Genomic DNA, 19488 nt, shown 5'->3' with positions numbered 1-19488 from the left:
ATCATGTCTCAAGTGTCCTGCTGTGGTGTACTGCAACAAGCCACATAAATTTTGAGACTAATATTTGTTAGCCTTTCCATATTGACTCAACTTACGGCCGAATGCCCAATCAGCAAGAAGGTCATAATATCCCTCAGTCACTTTCGTATAATGACGGTTGCCACTGTCGTCTACAGTAAATTCCCACATGCCATGATCGGTATCGGGAAACATGTAAATATCAATAGGTTTGCCCATACGCTTTAACGAATTTAATCGTTTCATAGTTAAGTCAACAGGCGCTTCTCTGTCTTCTGCGGCTATAATCCACAATTGCGGCACATTTACACTTTTCATTACGTCCATAGGATTGAGCGACCAATCTATATTTAAACTGTCATAAAAGGGGATACCGTTTTTGGCTAAATCCTCGGTGGTTTTTTGCAGAAATGTCCCCGTATACCCACCTTTCACATAGACATACCATGGTTCATTTTTATAAACATCTCGGGCCTTATCCAGTGCTTGTAATCCCTGCTTATAGCCAGAGGACGCAATTAGTGCAGTCGCATCAGTGAGTTGTTTTGCTTTAGCTAATTCTTCTTCGCCAAATCCAGCATCGAGCAAGTCGTTTACCACCTGTGCGGCATCTTCTTCTCTCAGATCAGCAACCAAGCCGTAGCCTATAGATATAAAGTCGGCGTTCGTGTCGCTTGCCGCCATGGGAGCTATCCACCCCCCCTGACTTAAGCCAATTAATCCGAATCGGCCGTATTTACCGCCAGATAAGCGTTTTGCCTCTTTAGATGCGGCGACCAGATCCTTGGATAATAAAGGAAAGTTTTGAGTATATTGTCCTTCAGACAATCCGGTTCCTCTTTTATCAAAAACGAACACCGATACTCCTCTGGCTAATAGCAAATAAGGGTCTCTGGCTCTATCTATCCAGCCTGTGGCTTCGGAGCCGTGAGCAAACACAACTAACGGCGTACCTTTGCCCATATGTTTAGGCTGCATTAAGCGCCCACTTAGTGAAACACCTTCCGACACAAACTTAGAATTTTTTATCTCAATATCGACCAAAGGCCAGATTTCACCATTACTTAAAGCGATTGTTTTATCACCGCAACTTGTTACTAATGCCTTTGCTCCGACTGCCCCATGAGTATTGTTTTTGAAAGTATATCCATAACCTGAAGTTCTTTTGGTCAGTGCGACAAAGTTATCGCCATGCCTCTGATAAAGCCCAACGACACATTCAGCAGTTACCGCTTTTTCCTTGCCATTGTCTAACTTAGTTTGCGATAAGGCATTACTGATGTTGTGATATGACGCTAATACACAAAGAAACAGATTTAAAATAGTTTTATAACTCAATGACATGACTTGTTCACCTTCAATTTTATGTATTGGTATAAGACCCAATATCAAGCGGTGGATCGCTTTAAATTATAAAATTGAACGCCTGGTTTTATAATTCTGAACCCTCTGTAAGTGGTTTAAATGGAATTTTCAACGTTATCGCTACTCCTCTAGCTTTTGACGATATTGAGTAGGCGTAACACCTTTGAATTTTTTAAAAATGGTATTAAAGGTGCTCTTTGAGGAAAAACCTGCTTGCATTGCAATATCAAGCATCTTCACGGGTTCAGGAGCGTGCAACTTCTCACAGACTTCTTTTACCCGATAAGCATTAATGAAGTGATTAAAGTTTATACCGGCATGTTGATTCAATACTTCCGACAGATGATGCGGTGAGAACCCGATCGCTTCAGCAAGTTTTGCTAAGCTCAAATCACTATCTCGATAACTATGCTTTTCTTCAATGTGCTTTTTTAGTTCATCGTACATCACCGCTCGAGTGCTACTATCAAGTCCACCGCCGTCTTTTTGAGCCGCTTCTTTAGACCGGCTTTTAACTGTGCGCTCCACACCATGTTTACCTATCACAAAAAATTGAGGGTTCTTCCATTGGGTTAGTGCGATCATCAGGATTAATAAGAGGATCAGTACATCAGACAAAACAAGCATTTTCATGGTAGCGAAATTGGTAAATGCCATAACTCCTTTGGTAATAAAAATGACAATGAAAGACAGAACCAACAGGCCTAGCCATAGAAAAGTGGACGGATTGAAGTTTGATAAGTTATCTACCGCTTGCTGATGGTAACGTTTAATTAAAACAACGTTTGAAATTAAGAACGCAATTGGCACGGCAAATAATATGTATTCGCTCAGCCAAAGTCGCAGCGTAGGCGCGGGCTCACCCACAATCCACAGCCTAAATTCTTCATTTTGCAGAAAAATGACGTCAAAATTTAAGGCGTAACACGCTATTAAAGGTCCTATGTAAAATAAGTCGGTAACTTTCAATGGCGCTTCGAAAATAACTTTTCGGCAGTATAAATGCAAAAGTGCGCCATACATTACAGGTAAGAAAAACAACCAGGCTGCCAGTGGGTTAAAGACTTCAGGAGCAACTCCAAAAGTAATAAAAGGCAGGAAAAACATAAACCCCATCGACAAGCAACACAGCCCTAGCACTTTACTTGCAGAGGTAGTGTTTCGGTCAAATACCAGCAAAAAAAACATTAATAGACCTTGAAAGCTACCTACAGCGGCGATGTATTGATGTAAAGCAGTCATGTGTTTAGTTTTCTCTAATTTGTTAATACAGATACTTTATATATCTATGCGACTTTTTGGGGGTTATTGTCGAATAACATTCTCGAAATTTAAACCAACTTTTCCTAGCCCATTACCCTTACCCCGAGCATTTTTAAATTTGTAAATAGTCTGAGTGCTAAATCCGGCCTGACAGAATGGCAAAAACTTCTCATCGTTAAAACTGGATTCCAGAATTACCTGATGCTCAACAATGCTGATTATTTTTTCTACTAGCTGCTTGCTTTTATACTGTGCGCCACCTAGTATTTTGCTGTGTGCTGCACAGTATGTGGTGCACAGTATAGGAAGCCAAGGTTATGACCTCAGCACAATTAGATAAAATGCGACTGGAGCTGCGCCGCGGTGTGTTGGTGCTGGCTGTATTGGCCTCACTAAAGCAGCCGCATTACGGCTATTCACTGCGCAAACAACTGCAAGACGGTGGCATAGATATAGACGAAGGTACTTTGTACCCTTTGATACGGCGCTTGGCTGAGCAAGAATTGCTCAGCAGTGAATGGCGCCAGGGTGAAGGGCGTGAGCGCCGCTATTACCAACTGTCGGAGCTGGGCGCGCAGCTGCTAAGCCAGCTTACTGACGAATGGCAACAATTAAACACCGCGCTTGGCAGCCTGCTGGGCACTGCAACTCAGGAGAAGCAATAATGGATTTAGTAGAGCGTTATATCGCCGCCGTGCAGCGCGAGCTGCCACAAGCTAAGCGGGATGAAATTGGCCGCGAGTTAAACGCCAATATTATGGACCAGCTGGATGCACTGGCAGAGCAGCAGGGCGAATTGACTGATACTGATATTGCTAATGTGCTAAGAGAGATGGGCCATCCGCGCTCTGTGGCAGAGCAATTTGTGCCGCCACAGCCGCTAATAAGCCTGGGGTATATGCCGTTGTATAAAAACACCTTGTTTATGGTGTTAGGTATTTTATTTGTGCTGCATCTGGTTGAGGTAACGACACTTTGGTTAAGTACCGCCAATATGGGCCTGATCCGCTATGGTTTTGCCTTGTTCGGCGGCTTTGTTGACGAAGCCTGCTTTGGTTTCACCTCTATTACCTTGGCGTATTGGCTGATGTCACGCCAACAGCCTGCCGCTAATGCTGGCTGTAGCGACAAGTGGCAACCAGAGAAGCTGCCACCAGCCGGGCCAGGTTGGCAGCACATAAAATTGCAGGATATTTTTACCGATTTAGCCAGCTACATTTTCTTGCTGGTAGTGATTTGGTACCCATTGTATATGTCGGCAGAGCAACTGGCGCAGAGTGCGCTGTTACTTAGCAGCAATGTCAGGCTGATATTGCAATACAGTACGCCGTTAATTGTATTGGGTATAGTGCATTCTTTATGGCAGCTGCAACAGCGGTTGTGGAGCCGCAGCATGTTAGCCAGCCATGTGCTGCTTAACGCCACTATTGCCGTTATAGCGTTGTACTTGGCCAGCACCTCGCCATTGCTGCAGCTTAACACTGAGCGTTGGTATGGCGTGTTTAACCTGCAGCAACTGGAGCGCAGCGCTATGATAACGCTGGTGATTATTGCGCTGTTCCCCGCTTGGGAAGCCTTGCGAGATAGCTTGCGGCTGCGCAAATTGAAATAGGTTTGTATCAGAGCGGCATCTGCTTGCTACAGACGGCCGCTGTTGACTAGGCCAATAATCAGGCCGGCAAAACCTGCGCTATAACCAAACAATAGGCCGGCAACACACCAACCCAGGTTTTTACGGTATGTTGCTGCGCCCTGTTGTTTTAACTGCGGTAGCATTAACTGCCAGCCGCGATAGTTTGCCCACAACAGGCCGACAACAAACAGCGTAAAGGCGCTGATTGGCCCCCAGGCACCGGCAGTAAACTCGTAGCTGACAGTTAACAGCACACCACAGCTGAGCACCCAGGCAATAGTGCGGTTACGTAGCTTAATCAGTTGCTGTTTTTGCTCAATACTGCCAGCGCGTTTTATCGGTTGGCGCATACCGGCAATAACGCCAACCACGCCAGCCAGTGCACCCAGCATGGCACCACCCAGCAGTAAGGCCGCTTTACTTAGCCAGGAGCTTTGGCTGCTGGCGGCAGCACTTGCTGTTGCGGCGGCTAGTGGCGGGCTGGCCAGTGTTAGCGCGCTGCAAATGGCTGTGGTTAAGCCAAGCCCAGGTGCGGTCGTTAAGATCAGCCTGCCGTATTTGGCCAGCAACTGATCTTTCAACAATTCGCGTACCCGTTGCAGCTTTTTACGCACGTTGCTTTCGCTTAAACCCAGCAGCTGTGCTACCTGCTGGCTGTTTTGCTCTTCGCGGTAAAACAGCAACACGATTTCACGGCTATCTTCAGGCAACTGGCTGATAAAATCCGCCATAATATGGTTTTGCTGCGCTTTGGCTAAATCGTCATCCAGCTCCAGCTCGCTGGCAAATTCTGCCAGCGCCGCATCAGCGTCATCACCACTAAGCATTGCGCCAACTTTATTATCGCGCAGATAATTAAAGGCGCGGTAACGGGTGATTTGACGCACCCAGGGCAAAAAACTGGCTGGGTTTTGCAAGGTATTAAGCTGTTGCCAGATATGAATAAACACCTGCTGGGCAATATCTTCACTGGCATCTAAGTCTTTTACTATCGCCAGCGCTATGCTGCTGACACTGCGCTGACAGCGCAGCACCAGGCGCTCAAAAGCATTAATATCACCCGATTGTGCCGCGCTGACATCCGGAATAAGTTGCTGTTCGGTAAGGGTAATACTCATATTATTTAGTCCTTTAATGCCTTGGTGATTTGAACGGTTAACCAATCAGGCTGATCCAGCATTATAAAATGCCGTGCCTGCGGGTTAAACTCAAGAGTGGCATGGGCAATACAGGCAATTTGTTGTTGATACAACGTTTTGGCAGCACTGCGGTCGGCTTCATTCAACATGGCGCCACTGGCACCAATTAACAGCACCTTGCTTTTAATTTGATGTACCACCGGGCGCAAATCCGTGGTGAGCAGCTCATATACCGCCTGGCCTGCCGCTTTAGGATCAGAGGTTGCCGCCATGTTCAGCACTTGTTGTTGGTGCGCCGCGCTGGTTGCCTGAATAAACAGCCCTTGCGCGGTCATCGCCTTAAGCTGCTCACTGGTCATCTGCTGGTATTGCTGGCGTAAATACGCGGCCTGGTCCTGCATCATCGCAACGGTGGTGTCGTTTGTGCGGGTAAACACCGGGGCCAGATAGGGCAGGCCGTCAACGGCGATAACGATACCAATTTTATCCGGTGCGCTGCTGGCCAGGTTAAATGCCATAAAGGCACCTAAACTGTGGCCCACTACCGCCGGCTGTTGCAGGTTGTTTTGCTCGATGTAGTGCAGCAACTGCTGCTTTACTGTTGGTAGTAAATCGCCGGCAATGGCCGGTTTACCGGCAAAACCGGCAATACTGATTAAATGCAGCTGATACTCGTTGGCTAATGCTTCGGCAGTGGGGCGCCAGACCCGGGCATCAGACATTAACCCCGGGATCATCAGCACTGGTTTACCGCTGCCTATTACCTCAACACTAAAGCTCTCGGCCGCTTTGGTGCTAAAGCTTGCCGCCAGCATTCCGCCAACAAGAATCAGTGAAGTAGCAAAGTGGGTCCAAAAGCCGGGTTTTGTTTTAGCTGTGGTGGTGTGTTGGTTAGTCTGGTTGTGCATGCTAATTCCTTAGTAAGTTGTGAGTGACATTACTAAGTACCGCCAGCAACACCTGCTGTGACAAAAAATTTAAAAATATTTTTATCGCAGTATATCTGGAGCGGGTGGCGGGAATCGAACCCGTGTCTAAAGCTTGGGAAGCTGTGCCGGATAGTTGAGCTACACTCAGTTACACAGTATGCTGAACAGGCAACAGTAAGTGGAGTATGTAAATGTTAAATATTCAAATAGACAACCCAGCACTGGAAGCGGATTTAAAACAGGCTTTCGGCGATAACCCGCAATCGGTCGCGCGTGCCTTTGCTGAGTTTGTACAGACAAAACGTATTAGCGATGACATTAAGGTGTCGCTAAGTCAGTTAGAACAAGGGCAAGCGCTAAAATCGGCCGATGTATTTAGCAGCATTCGCGCCAGGTATGAGTAAATTAACGCTGGTTTTTTCACCCAGAGCCGTTGAGCGCCTCGCACAAATAGCTACTCACCTGTCTGAACAAAGTCTACCAAACAGCTTTATTGTCGAATATTTAAATCAGTTTGAGTTATGGCTAAATAAAGTGCTGATAGAATTTCCTGACTCAGGCATACCAATGCCGGAATACGGCACTGATATACGAAAAATCTGCTATAAAAAATACAGTTTCGCCTATCGGGTAACCGCGATACAGGTTGAAATTCTGACTGTTTACCGGGAAAACTTACCGTAAAATTGGAGCGGGTGGCGGGAATCGAACCCGTGTCTAAAGCTTGGGAAGCTCTCGTTCTACCATTGAACTACACCCGCTTTTTTCAACTGTGTGAACAACAGCCGCTAAAGTAAAGCCAGCAGCAAAGCCTGTCAATGGGGCTAACGTGGCTTTAGCGCCGGTAGTGATTGCCCAGTGCTACAGCTTGCGGTAAATTGCCGCTATATCATATAAAGACGGGCAATATTAATGGTATTACCTCAGCTTGATCTTAACGCATTAAACCAGGCAGTAACGTCATTACAGCAAGCGTTGCAAGATAGCCAAGATCCGGCATTTACCAACAGTCTTACGCCAAGTCAGCGCCGTTTGGTCATTGCCGGAGTGATCCAAAATTTCGAATTCAGCTATGAGCTTTGCTACAAAATGCTTAAACGGCAGTTAGAGCAGGACGCTGCTGTACCGGCCGACATTGATCAGCTGTCTTTTAAAGATTTAATTCGCACGGCCTTTGAAGCGGGTTTGTTAGCAGAACCAGAACTGTGGTTTGAATTTCGCCGTCAGCGCAATATTACCTCCCATACCTACGACCAGCTAAAAGCACAAAGCGTGTACCAAACGGCGATGGTTTTTTTACCACAGGCGCAAGCGGTGCTGGCTAAGCTGGAACAACGCAATGCTTGATTTAGCTGAGCATCACCTACAGCTATTGCAAAGCCTGTTGCAGCGCTATGTGCCCGACGTCACCGTTTGGGCCTTTGGCTCACGCGTAAATGGCAACGCCAAACCGCACTCAGATTTAGACTTAGTGTTAAAAGCCGCTACAGCTATACCACAGCGGCAACTGTTTGCCCTACAAGATGCGTTGGAAGAATCCGACCTGCCAATTAAAGTAGACGTACTGGACTGGCAACAAATTTCGCCTGAATTTCAGCAACATATCCTTAAGCGTTATCTGGTTTTACCCAGCCGGTAATAAACTGCTTGTTGTTTTTGTACCTGTTACGTTAAGGTAAGTGCTAAACCAAACTTCAAGGAGATGAAGTGTTTAGCATTAACCAGGACAAACGCTTATGGTTTATTGAACTGATAGCCTGGTGGGAAGGCCGTATCAGCGCCAGTCACCTTATTAAGCAGTTTGCTATCAGCCGCACCCAGGCACAGCAAGATATACAGTACTACCGGCAACGGGCGCCTGCCAATTTGCTGTACCACGCCAGCTACAAAAGCTATTTACCGCAAAACGGCTTTATCGCGCAGTTTATCAATGGTGATGTGGTGGAATACCTAAACTGGATCAGCCATCAGGACGCTATTACCGACGTTAGCACCGCCTTACCTTATACCGCACTGGCGTTGCCAACGCGCCAGGTCAGTGCTGACATTATCCGGGTGTTAGTTAGCGCCATTCGCCAGCAGCGCCGGGTCGAGGTAGATTATGTCTCGGTAACCAACCCCGACCGTCAGGGCCGTATTATAGTACCGCACCACTTTGTCAGCACCGGCCTGCGCTGGCACCTGCGGGCCTTTTGTGAAAAATCACAGCAATACCGCGACTTTGTATTAAGTCGCTTTCGCGGCCAGCCCGATTTAATGGATAAAACCGACATCAGCGCCGCAAAAGACAGCGGCTGGCATACGCAACTTAGCCTCATCTTTAAACCCGACCCACGCCTAAGCCCGCAGCAGCAAAACGTAATAGCCCACGATTACCAAATGCAACACGGCCAGCTAGTGCTAAATACCCGCGCCTGTTTAGCGCAGTATTTACTACAGGAAATGCAGGTAAATATCCGTGATATTAACATCAGCCCCGAAGCCCAGCAGTTAGTGCTAAGCAACGTAGATGCGGTAAAACCCTGGTTATTTGAAGAAAAATCATAAGTTTATCAAAAACCTGTACAGTTAGTTTACAGGTGTTTTTGTACAGTGTTGTGCGTTTAGGGATAGAGGGTAGAGTGGTGGTACTTAAAAGGAGATACGCCCGTGGATGATTTCTCACCGTCAGATTTAAAAAGCATTCTGCATTCCAAGCGGGCGAATATGTATTACCTCGAATATTGCCGGGTAATGCAAAAAGATGGGCGGGTACTCTATTTATCGGAAGCAAAGCAAGAGAATCAATATTTCAACATCCCTATCGCCAATACGACTGTGCTATTGCTGGGTAATGGCACTTCTATTACCCAAGCAGCTATGCGTATGCTGGCACAAGCCGGTGTGTTAGTCGGTTTTTGTGGCGGTGGTGGTACACCGTTGTATATGGCATGCGAAGTGGAGTGGTTAACCCCTCAAAGTGAATACCGACCTACAGAATACCTGCATGGCTGGTTGCAGTTCTGGTTTGATGATGTCAAGCGCTTATTGGCAGCGGTTACCTTTCAAAAGGCCCGCATTCAGTATATTGAGCAAGTTTGGCAAAAAGACAAAGATCTGAAAAATGAAGGTTTTATCTTTAACGATCCACAAATCCAAACTGCACTGACAAATTTCCAAGCCCGTACAGATAGCGCCACTAAACAGTCAGACCTGTTGCTGACCGAAGCACAACTAACCAAATTGCTTTATAAATATGCGGCTAAAAATACCAACATTACCGATTTTACCCGGCAGCACCAAGGCTCTTCTAAAAACAATATCGACAAAGCCAATGACTTTTTAAACCATGGCAATTACTTAGCTTATGGCTTAGCGGCAAGTTGCTTATGGGTATTGGGTATACCGCATGGTTTTGCTGTTATGCACGGCAAAACCCGTCGCGGCGCTTTAGTGTTTGATGTTGCTGATCTAATTAAAGACGCCATAGTTTTGCCGTGGGCTTTTATTTGTGCCAAAGAAAACGCCACAGAGCAAGAGTTTCGCCAGCAGGTACTGCAGGCATTTACTGACCATAAAACGTTGGATTTTATGTTTGATACCGTCAAAACCATCGCTCTACAGGATTATTCAGCAGAGCAAATTGAGGCACAAAACCTATGATGGTGACTTTTGTATCGCAGTGCGAAAAAAATGCCCTTAAGAAAACCCGCCGTGTGCTGGATGCCTTCGCTAACCGCATAGGTGATAACACCTGGCAAACCCTGATCACTGAAGATGGCCTGCTAACCGTTAAAAAAATGCTGCGTAAAACGGCCAGTAAAAGCACTGCAGTAAGTTGTCATTGGCTGCGCTCACGCGCCAGAAGCCAGCTGCTTTGGGTGGTGGGGAATCGGTTGAAATTTAATGAACAAGGCATAGTGCCAGTGAATTATACAGAAGGTGATATTGAGCGCTTTATGGATAAAGAAAAGTGGCAGAGCTTGGCTTTAATGAAAAATGCAGTCGCTATTGCAGCGCTTTTTCATGATTTTGGTAAAGCAAATATTTTATTTCAGCAAAAGTTAAAAGGCGAAGGTAAGAATAAGTATGAACCAGTAAGGCACGAATGGGTGTCACTAAGAATATTTCAGGCATTCGTAGGTGATAAGACAGATGAGCAGTGGCTAATAGCGTTAACTGAAATAGATAAAAACCATAATGATGATATTTACCTGGACGGTATTAGCCCTGGAAGAAATAACCCATTGGTTAATTTACCGCCTTTTGCTCAGTTAGTCGGTTGGTTAATACTTAGCCATCATAAATTACCTTTTGTGCCTGGTTGGAAGAAGACTTTAACTCCAGAAACCTCGCCAGCAGATTTGCATAAGAATGGAAAAAAACCACTAAATAGTTGGTTTGCAATAGAATTAGAAGTTTTCTGGAATTCTTATAATTTTAAAGACGAAGATAGCCAAAGTTTTTTACAAGATAATTGGACGTTTCATAGCGAAGGTTTGCCATATAAAAGCACTAAGTGGCGGCTCAGAACCATAAAGGCGGCTGATATAGCGCTGCAAAATATCAAACAGCTATCAGTTAAAAATCTTTTACATGATGAATTGTTTACCAGTCATCTTGCTCGAATGGCATTGATGCTTGCCGATCATCATTACTCGGCACAAAAAGAGCCAACTATAAAATGGCAAAGCCCTAATTATCAAGTGTTTGCCAATACAGATAGGGATACGAATGCGCTTAAACAACAGCTTGATGAGCATTTAATTGGCGTGGCTAAACATGCGGTAGATATTGTAGCCGCTTTGCCACAATTAAAAAGCAGCTTGCAAGCGTTGGAAGAAAATAAGTTTTTAAAAAGTACCAAAGCGGATGATAAATATGCTTGGCAAATAACAGCCCAAAAGGCGGCGTTAGAGCTAAGTGAAACCAGTAAGAAGCAAGGCTTCTTTGGTATTAATATGGCATCAACAGGTAAGGGTAAAACGCTAGCTAATGCCAAAATTATGTATGCCTTGGCGAATAAAGAACAAGATTGTCGCTTTACCATAGCGCTGGGTTTAAGAACACTCACTTTACAAACAGGTCGAGAATATCGTAAGCAGTTGGATTTAAGCACAGAGCAATTAGCGATTGCCGTAGGTGGTTCTGCGTCTAAAGCCTTGTTTGAAAACGAGCAAAACAAAAAATCGCCTGAAGAATGCTTTGGGACCGGCAGTGAGTCGGTTGAAGCCTTTTTAGATCCAGAATTATATGTTGATTATGATTTGTCAGGTATAGAACACAGCTTACACACTTGGACAGGCACTAATCCACGCATTGAGAAGCTTGTGCAAGCGCCCGCGTTGGTTTGCACTATTGATCATTTAATCCCTGCGACAGATGGCACCAAAGGCGGTAAGCAAATCGGTCCGATGTTGAGGTTGCTCACCTCGGATTTAGTCATTGATGAACCCGATGATTTTGGCTTAGAAGACTTACCTGCTTTATGTCGGCTGGTTTTTTGGGCAGGTATGTTAGGCAGTCGAGTGCTGCTTTCTACTGCCACCATGCCACCAGACTTAGCCTTTGCGGCTTTTCAAGCGTACCAATCAGGTTGGGCTGAATATGCCAAGGTGAATATTGCTGATTGGAACAAAAGCGTTAACTGTGCTTGGTTTGATGAGCGTACAAAGGGTGGTGCTTATAAAGCTGAGATTCAAGATTTTTCTAACTTTAAAGATCAGCATGAAAAATATGTCAAAAAACGAGTGGAATATTTAAGTTTAGGTGTAGCAAAACATAAAGCTGAAATTCTCGACAATCTAACTACAACAGACAATATCCATGTCAATTTTGCTCAAACAATTATTCAGGGCGCCCTTGCCTTGGATAAAAACAATCATGTAAAGCTAGATGGTAAACAGGTTTCAATTGGCTTAGTGCGTATGGCCAACATCAACCCAATGGTTACCGTCGCTAAGGCTTTATTAAACTTACCTGCACCTGAAGATACACACATACATTTATGTGTGTATCACAGTCGTTATCCTTTGGCTGTGCGCTCTTACTTAGAAAGTAAGTTAGATCAAATACTGAACCGAAAAGAAAACTGGCCGCCGCAAAACTTACAAAATTTAATTGAAAAAACAGCAGCTAAAAATCAGTTATTTATTGTTTTAGCCTCACCTGTAGCGGAGGTTGGGCGTGACCATGATTATGATTGGGCAATTATTGAACCTAGCTCTATGCGCTCCATTATTCAGATCGCAGGGCGGGTGCTAAGACATAGAGATCACGTACCAGAGCGAGAGAATATTCTACTAATTAACCAAAACATCAAACAACTTAAAGGCAGTGAGCGCTGTTTTAATCAACCGGGGTTTGAGGTGGAAAATTTAAAGCTCAAGCTGAATAAACATACATTAAGGGAGATATTGGAGGTGCCACAATATCAACCTATTAATGCGGTAGAAAGGGTGATAAAGGGCAAACAGCCGCCACTAGAAAACCTGGTGGCACTAGAGCACCAAGCCTTATTTGAAAAGCTATTCAAGAACCCTGACTCTGCCAAGCTTTGGTGGAAAGAGCAGGCGCATTGGTGTGGGGTGTTGCAAAAATTGCAAGTCTTTAGAAAGTCAGCCAAAGACGAAGCTTTGTATTTGCTCTACAAGAATAATGAGTTGACATGGGAATGGAAGAATGAGGCGGCTTATCCACCCAATATGGGGGCACTATCTGGGTGTGGTATTTCAATTAAAGAAGAATTCGCCATAGTGCCAGCTGAGGGCATCAGTTTTTGGTTTGATTTAAACCCGCACAGTATATACGCAGAATTAGCCAATGATTTTAATATCAGTGAAGAAGAAGCTGCTCAGCGTTTTGGTGAATTAAGGCTGGTTAGTTACAAAAAAAACGATATAAACGAATACAAATACTTTTCTAATTTAGGGATTTATCAAGAGGTGAAGTGATGAGTGAAAAACAAAACCAAGATCCAATTAGTGAGTACGCCCTAGGCTGGGAAGGCGTTATTACTAATTTTCTTGCCGATAAATATGAGGCTGACTTTGCTAAGTATTTAAAAGAGTTATTCAAGGGTGTTGGCAATACCTATGAAAAAGAAGGTTTTTTTACTAATGAGTATTTAGCCTCTATTTTTGACACTAGAAAAAATAAAAAAACAGATGAGCAAAAAGAAACGGCGTTTTTTTTAGAGCAAATAACCTTGTTACAAGAGTTTAATGAAAAGCCCATCGCAATTAATTTTGAAAGCTTAAACGCCGAAATAAATAATAAGCAACAAGAACTTGTAAATAAGTACACACCTGAGACGTGGCTAACTTGGGCAGCTGAAAACGCCAAAAACGTTACTTTTGCTACACATGTTACTAAATTAACGCACTCAGTTATTGATAGCCCATCTTTTTTTAACGCTTTTGATGCAACAAAAAACAGCCACCTTTCTACTTCTAGCTTAACTAATGTTGTTATTGATGGCGCAGTAAAAGGAATGCAATATTCACCTGTGTATCAATTCTTAGAACTGGAATTTAACAATAAAAAGTTAGTCGGTGAGTTTGGGGATTTAGCCACTGATTTATTAAAAAGCTTTGCTAAAAACCATGAGCAAATGCTGGATTGGAATCAGGGGTTTTCAGCAGCAACAAGTGAAGGAAAGCCTACAGCGCATTTTTTATTAAAGCAGACGTATTTTCCTATCAATAAAGATGGTACTGAATTCAATTACCATCTTCTTTGTAATGTGGTTTCTTCATCTAAAGCACAGGCTTTATATGAGTTTTCTCGTCGAAACTCAAAAGATGCTTTTAAAACAAAAAACAGTAATAAATATTCAGATGAAACTTATTTTAACTTCCCTAACAGGGCGAGTATTTCTATTACAGCCAGTAATCATGGTAATGCCTCACAGTTAAATAATAAGCGAGGCGGGCGCTTAGGGTTGTTTTCCTGTCAACCACCTGTTTGGCATTCACAACTTAAACCACCGATTTATAGTAAAAGTTTTTTCTACGAATTATCAAGAAATTATGAAGTAAAGGAGAATATTCAATATTTGTCTGATTTTTTAAATCGCTTTGAAAATTTGAAGCTCAGTATAAAAGACCCCAAACGCTTGCGCTGGATTGAAGAGTGGATTGAAAACCTAGCCGATGAGGTATTGGTTTATGTTAAGTCTATACAAGCCTTGCCAGCAGGTTGGTCTGCTACCGAGGGGATAAAATTAAAATCAGAGCACCAGGTTTTATTAGATTGTTTTCGCCAAGATGACGATTTTTTAGCGATGAAAAACACTAGTGATTGGCAGGCGGTCATTATCCAAGACTTTGCTGCTTGGCTAAATAATAGCCTAACTAAAGCAAATGAAAAATTTACACCACAAGACTCACATACCAAGCTGTGGATGAAAATATTTAAAGCTAACTTTAGTGAAGAATTTGATACAAAAGGATTAGCCCAGCAGGAGTTAACGTTATGAGCCAATACCTTTTAATTGAAAGAATTAAGGTGCAAAACGCTAATGCAGTCTCAGGTTTCACTTGGGGGTTTCCAGCAATAACCCATTTTTTAGGTTTTAGTCATAATCTGAATAGAAAGCTTCAGACTAATGTTGAATTAAGTAATTTGGTTTTAAATGGTTGTATTGTTGTAGCACATGAACAGCATGTTCACACTTATAAAGATGGGGCTACCACAAGATTTTCACAATATAAAACAGCTCAATACTTAGGTTTGAAATTTGACAAAGGAATTTTAAAAGATCCAGCAATTAATGAAGAAGCCAAAATGAATATGACAGTTTCTTTATTAATACCAGTAGAAGGATACTTGGGCGGTTTACAAGACTTGCTTAAGGCGTTTATTAAAAATGCCTGCCATTTGCAGCGTTTGGCGGGTGGGACTGTTTTGTCTGTAGCGAATGCAGATATTATTGATTTTGCTAAAGAAGTTCAGCTTAAAAGTATTAGAAGGAAGCTATTGCCAGGTTTTGTTTTGCAAGATAGATCTGACTATTTAGCCCAGCATTTTTCGAAGCTTAAAGAGAGCAATCCAAAAGCAGAACTACTTGACGCATGGTTTGATTTTGTTGCTTTGAAGCAAATTGCTAGGCCAGCCTCTGAATTGTTAGATAAAAACTTAGCCAACCAAGCAGAAAAATCCACATCGCTTTCATTGTTGAATGACGCCTGGCTTGAACATAGAAGTCAGCCTTATCAAAAAGAAAATATACCCAATGAGTTAATGACTTACTTTGCAGAACAGCATGAAAGCATTAACCCTAACATTTTAATGCAATGGCAAAGTTATATAGAGCCAAATGAAAAAACGTCGGCTAATTGGGAATACGTCAAAAAACCACAAACCGGTTATTTAGTTCCAATAATGACAGGTTACAAAGCCATTACTAGCGTTTACTCAGCAGGAGAAATTGAGGGCGCCAGAGATTCTGAAACCGACCTGTGTTTTGTCGAATCCGTGCATTCTGTTGGCGAATGGCAAAGCGTACATCGCTTAAAAAGCCAAGAGCAATGGCAGGCCAGTTTGTGGAATTATGCCACTTATGAAAAAGGTTGGTATTTGTGTCAGCAAGGCCCAGTCACTGCAAACCAAGCATTACCCACCGAATCATCAACCGATGAAGTTTATTACTAATTTAAAAAGGAAACACCTATGACTATCGACTTACCAAGTATGTTAGCTTTTGAGCGTAAATTAGAAACGTCTGATGCTTTAATGTTTTCAGGCGAATGGGCAAATATTACGTCTGCCGAAAAATGGCAGGCTATTCCCATTACTAAAAGACAAAACCGTTCGACCCAAAGTGCGCATGGCACAAGTGATACGGACAAAATCAAGCCAAACCCCGTATCATCAGACAGTGATGATGCCAATCTACCTCTGAAACATGACACTCTAAAAGTAAGCTTTAGTATGCGCGTGGTGGGCAACCTTGGCGTACCTTTTGGATGTAACTCCCCCGTGTTTAGTAATGCCATTAGAACTAGAACGACTGAGTTTAAACAAAGTGAAGGTATTAATCAGTTGGCCTATCGTTACGCTTACAACATAGCCAATGGCCGCTTCTTATGGCGTAACCGTGTTGGAGCAGAAGAAATAACGATTATTGTAAAAGCAGGGAACAGCTCCTTTACATTTAATGCTTATGACTTTTCATTAAATGAGTTTGAAAAATCTAGCGGCAATGCAGATTTACAGAAGTTAGCGGTAATCATTGCTACTGGTTTGCAGGGTGACCAACAAAGTTTTGTGCTTGTTGAGGTCGATGCATTTGTAAAACTAGGCCATCAGCAGCATGTGTTCCCCTCACAAGAAATGAACATGGGTGAAAAAGGTAAGGTCTTATTTAAACTTGAAGGCTGTGCTGCTATTCATAACGTAAAAATAGGTAATGCTGTGCGCACTATTGATACTTGGTATAACCGTTATGAAGAACAAGGGCTGCCTATTGCTATTGAGCCCTTCGGTGCAGTTACCCAAATTGGTGATGCTTTCCGCAAGAATAAAAAGGAAGGCGACTTGTATTCATTAATGGTTGACTGGGTAAATGGCGGTGAATTAGCACCAGAGCAACAAATGTATGTTACTGCTAATTTGATACGTGGCGGTGTATTTAGTAAGTCATCTAAATAGAGGAAGTTAGAGGCGCCTATGAAATACTACCTCGATATCACTTTACTGCCCGACGCCGAAGCCAATCTTGGCTTTCTGTGGCACAAAGTATACCAGCAGATCCACCTTATGTTGGTGGAGCATAAAGTCAGTGCCGAACACTCAGCGATTGGGCTGTCGTTCCCTAAATATGATGCAAAGGCATTCAGTAGTAATAAAAAGTTTCCGTTAGGGGATAAATTAAGATTACTCGCTGGAACGGAGCAGCAACCAGCAGATCTTAATATTGCGCAATGGTTGGCGCGTTTAGCGGATTATGTACACATAAAAGCAATTAAAGCTGTGCCTGATAATGTATCCGAATATGCTTATTTTACCCGCCGCCACTTTAAGTCACCTTACAAACTGCGCAGAAATATCGATGCACGTGCAATAGTGATCGCCCAAAAAAATGGCTTTGATATTAATGAAGTTAAGACGCGTTTATTAGCGTCGATAGCTAATCTCGATACGGAATCTAAATTGCCGTTTATCAACTTGCGCAGTTTATCAACGGAGAAAGATGTCAGTCCCGCAGATCGCAGAAAGTTTTTACTGTTTATTGAGTGTGAAAAAGTCACCAAACCTAGTCAAAATAATGGGCTATTTAATTGCTACGGGCTTAGCCGCCGTGCTCAGACAGAGCAAGCCGCAGTCCCTTGGTTTGAAGGTTAATTCAGAGACCTAAAATACCCTTTATTTTTGCTCTTTAAAAAATCATTTTTAAAACAAAAAGTTACAACAGTTGATATTTAGAAAGGTAAAAGTACGTTTTTTAATCTATCTGCCTGTTGTAACTTATTTTTTTGTAGATAAGCTATTGTTCACCGCCGCACAGGCGGCTTAGAAACGCCAAAATCTCCGAACATGGCTAAATAACAAGTTCACCGCCGCACAGGCGGCTTAGAAAAAGTAGAGCAGGTGAGCATTCAAGGCAGTTAAGTTCACCGCCGCACAGGCGGCTTAGAAAAGTAGGTTGTGCTTTCATGGGTGCATTCGCTTGTTCACCGCCGCACAGGCGGCTTAGAAAGGTTAAGGCTGCCAGCTAGTGGAATCGCTTATGTTCACCGCCGCACAGGCGGCTTAGAAAAATTGCTGCCCATCGCTGCGGCTGATGCTGTCGTTCACCGCCGCACAGGCGGCTTAGAAATTGTTGGTCTAAGTTTCTATAAAGCAAGCTAAGTTCACCGCCGCACAGGCGGCTTAGAAAAATAAAAACCGAGCGTGAGAAGTTTGTTGATTGTTCACCGCCGCACAGGCGGCTTAGAAAATGAAAACCAGATATCAGCAGTAAACGAAGCTGTTCACCGCCGCACAGGCGGCTTAGAAACTGATAGGTTTGCGCCTATGCCTGCTTGCTGTGTTCACCGCCGCACAGGCGGCTTAGAAAGTTAGAAAGTTGGTGACAAGGGATTTAGAGCCGTTCACCGCCGCACAGGCGGCTTAGAAAGCAAATGATTATATCAGCTAGCGCGTCTGTGCGTTCACCGCCGCACAGGCGGCTTAGAAACGCAAGGAATTTGAGCAGCAGTGGCTTAATAGGTTCACCGCCGCACAGGCGGCTTAGAAATTTGTCATTGCGCCACGTGTCGTATTTTAAAAGTTCACCGCCGCACAGGCGGCTTAGAAATTGGCGCCATGGGTGATTTAGGTTGTAAATCAGTTCACCGCCGCACAGGCGGCTTAGAAAAGGCATGGTTTTTGTCGCCTGAATATATTTTGGTTCACCGCCGCACAGGCGGCTTAGAAAGCCCACCTGCACCGACTCGATAACGGTTGAGCGTTCACCGCCGCACAGGCGGCTTAGAAATGCCTGTAGTCACGCCGTTTACTGATGCAGTCGTTCACCGCCGCACAGGCGGCTTAGAAAAACCTGCAAAACCAGCAACTGGAGTTTCAGAAGTTCACCGCCGCACAGGCGGCTTAGAAAAATAGCGGAAACTTCATAAAACCCAATGACAAGTTCACCGCCGCACAGGCGGCTTAGAAATACTGGCGGGCGTATATCGCGAACTGAAAAAGGTTCACCGCCGCACAGGCGGCTTAGAAAAAGGGCTGCCGCTATGGATATCAACGATTTAGGTTCACCGCCGCACAGGCGGCTTAGAAATATCTAGGCGGGTTGACATCCCTAGCCTATCTGTTCACCGCCGCACAGGCGGCTTAGAAAACCCACTGGCCAAGCTAAGCCCAGAGCAGTTAGTTCACCGCCGCACAGGCGGCTTAGAAAGCGCTTTGAAGAAAAAGCAGGCGGTCACCATAGTTCACCGCCGCACAGGCGGCTTAGAAATGTACAACCCCTTGCGCGTACATGCCGTAGCCGTTCACCGCCGCACAGGCGGCTTAGAAAACTACAAATGACAAATGATAGCTTTGCAAACAGTTCACCGCCGCACAGGCGGCTTAGAAAACTCACACCTGGCCCCGCTGTTACTTTTGATAGTTCACCGCCGCACAGGCGGCTTAGAAAGTAGATGAATCAGGAGTACAC

At 44.1% G+C, this 19488-nt stretch carries 17 protein-coding genes, 1 tRNA gene and 1 CRISPR repeat array (1 of these 19 only partly in view); of the genes, 13 read left to right on the top strand and 5 right to left on the bottom strand.

What is annotated here, in order from left to right; translation table 11 throughout:
• Positions 1-57: 57 nt before the first annotated feature.
• Positions 58-1362 carry an alpha/beta hydrolase family protein gene (locus ACYVIC_RS00235; protein ID WP_460856188.1) on the bottom strand — a complete coding sequence of 435 codons (1305 nt, stop codon included), beginning with the start codon at positions 1360-1362 and terminating at the stop codon, positions 58-60.
• A gap of 141 nt (positions 1363-1503) precedes the next feature.
• Positions 1504-2625, bottom strand: a complete 1122-nt coding sequence (locus ACYVIC_RS00230) for a helix-turn-helix domain-containing protein (protein WP_460856186.1) — start codon at positions 2623-2625, stop codon at positions 1504-1506.
• Between the two features lie 338 nt (positions 2626-2963).
• On the opposite strand from ACYVIC_RS00230, the gene ACYVIC_RS00225 reads away from it, so the two are divergent.
• Both ACYVIC_RS00225 and ACYVIC_RS00220 read left to right on the top strand, forming a co-directional pair.
• On the top strand, positions 2964-3311 hold the full coding sequence (locus ACYVIC_RS00225; protein WP_460856184.1) for a PadR family transcriptional regulator: 348 nt from the start codon (positions 2964-2966) through the stop codon (positions 3309-3311).
• Complete coding sequence (locus ACYVIC_RS00220; protein WP_460856183.1) at positions 3311-4258, top strand: HAAS signaling domain-containing protein; 948 nt, start codon at positions 3311-3313, stop codon at positions 4256-4258. The genes ACYVIC_RS00225 and ACYVIC_RS00220 overlap by 1 nt, the downstream gene beginning before the upstream one ends.
• Positions 4259-4284: 26 nt before the next feature.
• Here the strand turns inward: ACYVIC_RS00220 and ACYVIC_RS00215 are convergent, their stop codons facing one another.
• Together ACYVIC_RS00215 and ACYVIC_RS00210 are read right to left on the bottom strand one after the other, a co-directional pair.
• Positions 4285-5397, bottom strand: coding sequence for an RNA polymerase sigma factor (locus tag ACYVIC_RS00215; protein ID WP_460856181.1), 1113 nt, complete (start codon positions 5395-5397; stop codon positions 4285-4287).
• Positions 5398-5402: 5 nt separating this feature from the next.
• Positions 5403-6326, bottom strand: a complete 924-nt coding sequence (locus tag ACYVIC_RS00210) for an alpha/beta fold hydrolase (RefSeq protein ID WP_460856180.1) — start codon at positions 6324-6326, stop codon at positions 5403-5405.
• A gap of 212 nt (positions 6327-6538) precedes the next feature.
• Between ACYVIC_RS00210 and ACYVIC_RS00205 the strand changes: the two genes are divergently transcribed.
• The gene (locus tag ACYVIC_RS00205; protein WP_460856178.1) at positions 6539-6751 is read left to right on the top strand and encodes a hypothetical protein; all 213 of its coding nucleotides are present in this window, start codon (positions 6539-6541) and stop codon (positions 6749-6751) included.
• Positions 6744-7031: a type II toxin-antitoxin system RelE/ParE family toxin gene (locus ACYVIC_RS00200; protein WP_460856177.1), complete on the top strand. Its 288-nt coding sequence runs from the start codon at positions 6744-6746 to the stop codon at positions 7029-7031. The genes ACYVIC_RS00205 and ACYVIC_RS00200 overlap by 8 nt, the downstream gene beginning before the upstream one ends.
• A 3-nt stretch (positions 7032-7034) precedes the next feature.
• Here the strand turns inward: ACYVIC_RS00200 and ACYVIC_RS00195 are convergent.
• Positions 7035-7108 (bottom strand) — tRNA-Gly (locus ACYVIC_RS00195).
• Positions 7109-7259: 151 nt separating this feature from the next.
• Here ACYVIC_RS00195 and ACYVIC_RS00190 point away from each other — a divergent pair.
• The 9 genes from ACYVIC_RS00190 to cas6f all read left to right on the top strand — a co-directional run bounded on the left by ACYVIC_RS00190 (position 7260) and on the right by cas6f (position 17672).
• Positions 7260-7694, top strand: a complete 435-nt coding sequence (locus tag ACYVIC_RS00190; protein ID WP_460856175.1) for a nucleotidyltransferase substrate binding protein — start codon at positions 7260-7262, stop codon at positions 7692-7694.
• On the top strand, positions 7687-7986 hold the full coding sequence (locus ACYVIC_RS00185) for a nucleotidyltransferase family protein (protein WP_460856174.1): 300 nt from the start codon (positions 7687-7689) through the stop codon (positions 7984-7986). The genes ACYVIC_RS00190 and ACYVIC_RS00185 overlap by 8 nt, the downstream gene beginning before the upstream one ends.
• 68 nt (positions 7987-8054) lie before the next feature.
• Complete coding sequence (locus tag ACYVIC_RS00180; RefSeq protein WP_460856172.1) at positions 8055-8894, top strand: WYL domain-containing protein; 840 nt, start codon at positions 8055-8057, stop codon at positions 8892-8894.
• 102 nt (positions 8895-8996) lie between these two features.
• Positions 8997-9989, top strand: a complete 993-nt coding sequence (cas1f, locus tag ACYVIC_RS00175; protein WP_460856171.1) for a type I-F CRISPR-associated endonuclease Cas1f — start codon at positions 8997-8999, stop codon at positions 9987-9989.
• A complete protein-coding gene (gene cas3f, locus ACYVIC_RS00170) occupies positions 9986-13279 on the top strand; it encodes a type I-F CRISPR-associated helicase Cas3f (RefSeq protein ID WP_460856169.1) in 3294 nt (1097 codons plus the stop codon). Before cas1f ends, cas3f begins: the two co-directional genes overlap by 4 nt.
• A complete protein-coding gene (gene csy1, locus ACYVIC_RS00165; RefSeq protein WP_460856167.1) occupies positions 13279-14805 on the top strand; it encodes a type I-F CRISPR-associated protein Csy1 in 1527 nt (508 codons plus the stop codon). Before cas3f ends, csy1 begins: the two co-directional genes overlap by 1 nt.
• Positions 14802-15980 carry a type I-F CRISPR-associated protein Csy2 gene (gene csy2 / locus ACYVIC_RS00160; RefSeq protein ID WP_460856166.1) on the top strand — a complete coding sequence of 393 codons (1179 nt, stop codon included), beginning with the start codon at positions 14802-14804 and terminating at the stop codon, positions 15978-15980. The genes csy1 and csy2 overlap by 4 nt, the downstream gene beginning before the upstream one ends.
• An 18-nt stretch (positions 15981-15998) precedes the next feature.
• Positions 15999-16979, top strand: coding sequence for a type I-F CRISPR-associated protein Csy3 (gene csy3, locus ACYVIC_RS00155; protein WP_460856164.1), 981 nt, complete (start codon positions 15999-16001; stop codon positions 16977-16979).
• Positions 16980-16997: 18 nt separating this feature from the next.
• The gene (gene cas6f / locus ACYVIC_RS00150) at positions 16998-17672 is read left to right on the top strand and encodes a type I-F CRISPR-associated endoribonuclease Cas6/Csy4 (RefSeq protein WP_460856162.1); all 675 of its coding nucleotides are present in this window, start codon (positions 16998-17000) and stop codon (positions 17670-17672) included.
• A 147-nt stretch (positions 17673-17819) separates the two neighbouring features.
• Positions 17820-19488: a CRISPR direct-repeat array (repeat unit 28 nt; unit sequence GTTCACCGCCGCACAGGCGGCTTAGAAA); it runs 4481 nt beyond the window's last position.

This window comes from Rheinheimera gaetbuli (genome assembly GCF_054781935.1).
Note: the sequence above shows the minus strand (reverse complement) of the source record. Positions and strands in the feature narration are given on the sequence as shown.

Bases quoted from the DNA above. Each gene is read 5' to 3' on its own strand.
- ACYVIC_RS00200 (WP_460856177.1), top strand. From the start codon at position 6,744: ATGAGTAAATTAACGCTGGTTTTTTCACCCAGAGCCGTTGAGCGCCTC.
- csy3 (WP_460856164.1), top strand. From the start codon at position 15,999: ATGACTATCGACTTACCAAGTATGTTAGCTTTTGAGCGTAAATTAGAA.
- ACYVIC_RS00190 (WP_460856175.1), top strand. From the start codon at position 7,260: ATGGTATTACCTCAGCTTGATCTTAACGCATTAAACCAGGCAGTAACG.
- ACYVIC_RS00230 (WP_460856186.1), bottom strand. From the start codon at position 2,625: ATGACTGCTTTACATCAATACATCGCCGCTGTAGGTAGCTTTCAAGGT.
- ACYVIC_RS00225 (WP_460856184.1), top strand. From the start codon at position 2,964: ATGACCTCAGCACAATTAGATAAAATGCGACTGGAGCTGCGCCGCGGT.
- csy2 (WP_460856166.1), top strand. From the start codon at position 14,802: ATGAGCCAATACCTTTTAATTGAAAGAATTAAGGTGCAAAACGCTAAT.
- ACYVIC_RS00205 (WP_460856178.1), top strand. From the start codon at position 6,539: ATGTTAAATATTCAAATAGACAACCCAGCACTGGAAGCGGATTTAAAA.
- ACYVIC_RS00185 (WP_460856174.1), top strand. From the start codon at position 7,687: ATGCTTGATTTAGCTGAGCATCACCTACAGCTATTGCAAAGCCTGTTG.
- cas6f (WP_460856162.1), top strand. From the start codon at position 16,998: ATGAAATACTACCTCGATATCACTTTACTGCCCGACGCCGAAGCCAAT.
- ACYVIC_RS00220 (WP_460856183.1), top strand. From the start codon at position 3,311: ATGGATTTAGTAGAGCGTTATATCGCCGCCGTGCAGCGCGAGCTGCCA.
- ACYVIC_RS00210 (WP_460856180.1), bottom strand. From the start codon at position 6,326: ATGCACAACCAGACTAACCAACACACCACCACAGCTAAAACAAAACCC.
- ACYVIC_RS00235 (WP_460856188.1), bottom strand. From the start codon at position 1,362: ATGTCATTGAGTTATAAAACTATTTTAAATCTGTTTCTTTGTGTATTA.
- cas3f (WP_460856169.1), top strand. From the start codon at position 9,986: ATGATGGTGACTTTTGTATCGCAGTGCGAAAAAAATGCCCTTAAGAAA.
- csy1 (WP_460856167.1), top strand. From the start codon at position 13,279: ATGAGTGAAAAACAAAACCAAGATCCAATTAGTGAGTACGCCCTAGGC.
- ACYVIC_RS00215 (WP_460856181.1), bottom strand. From the start codon at position 5,397: ATGAGTATTACCCTTACCGAACAGCAACTTATTCCGGATGTCAGCGCG.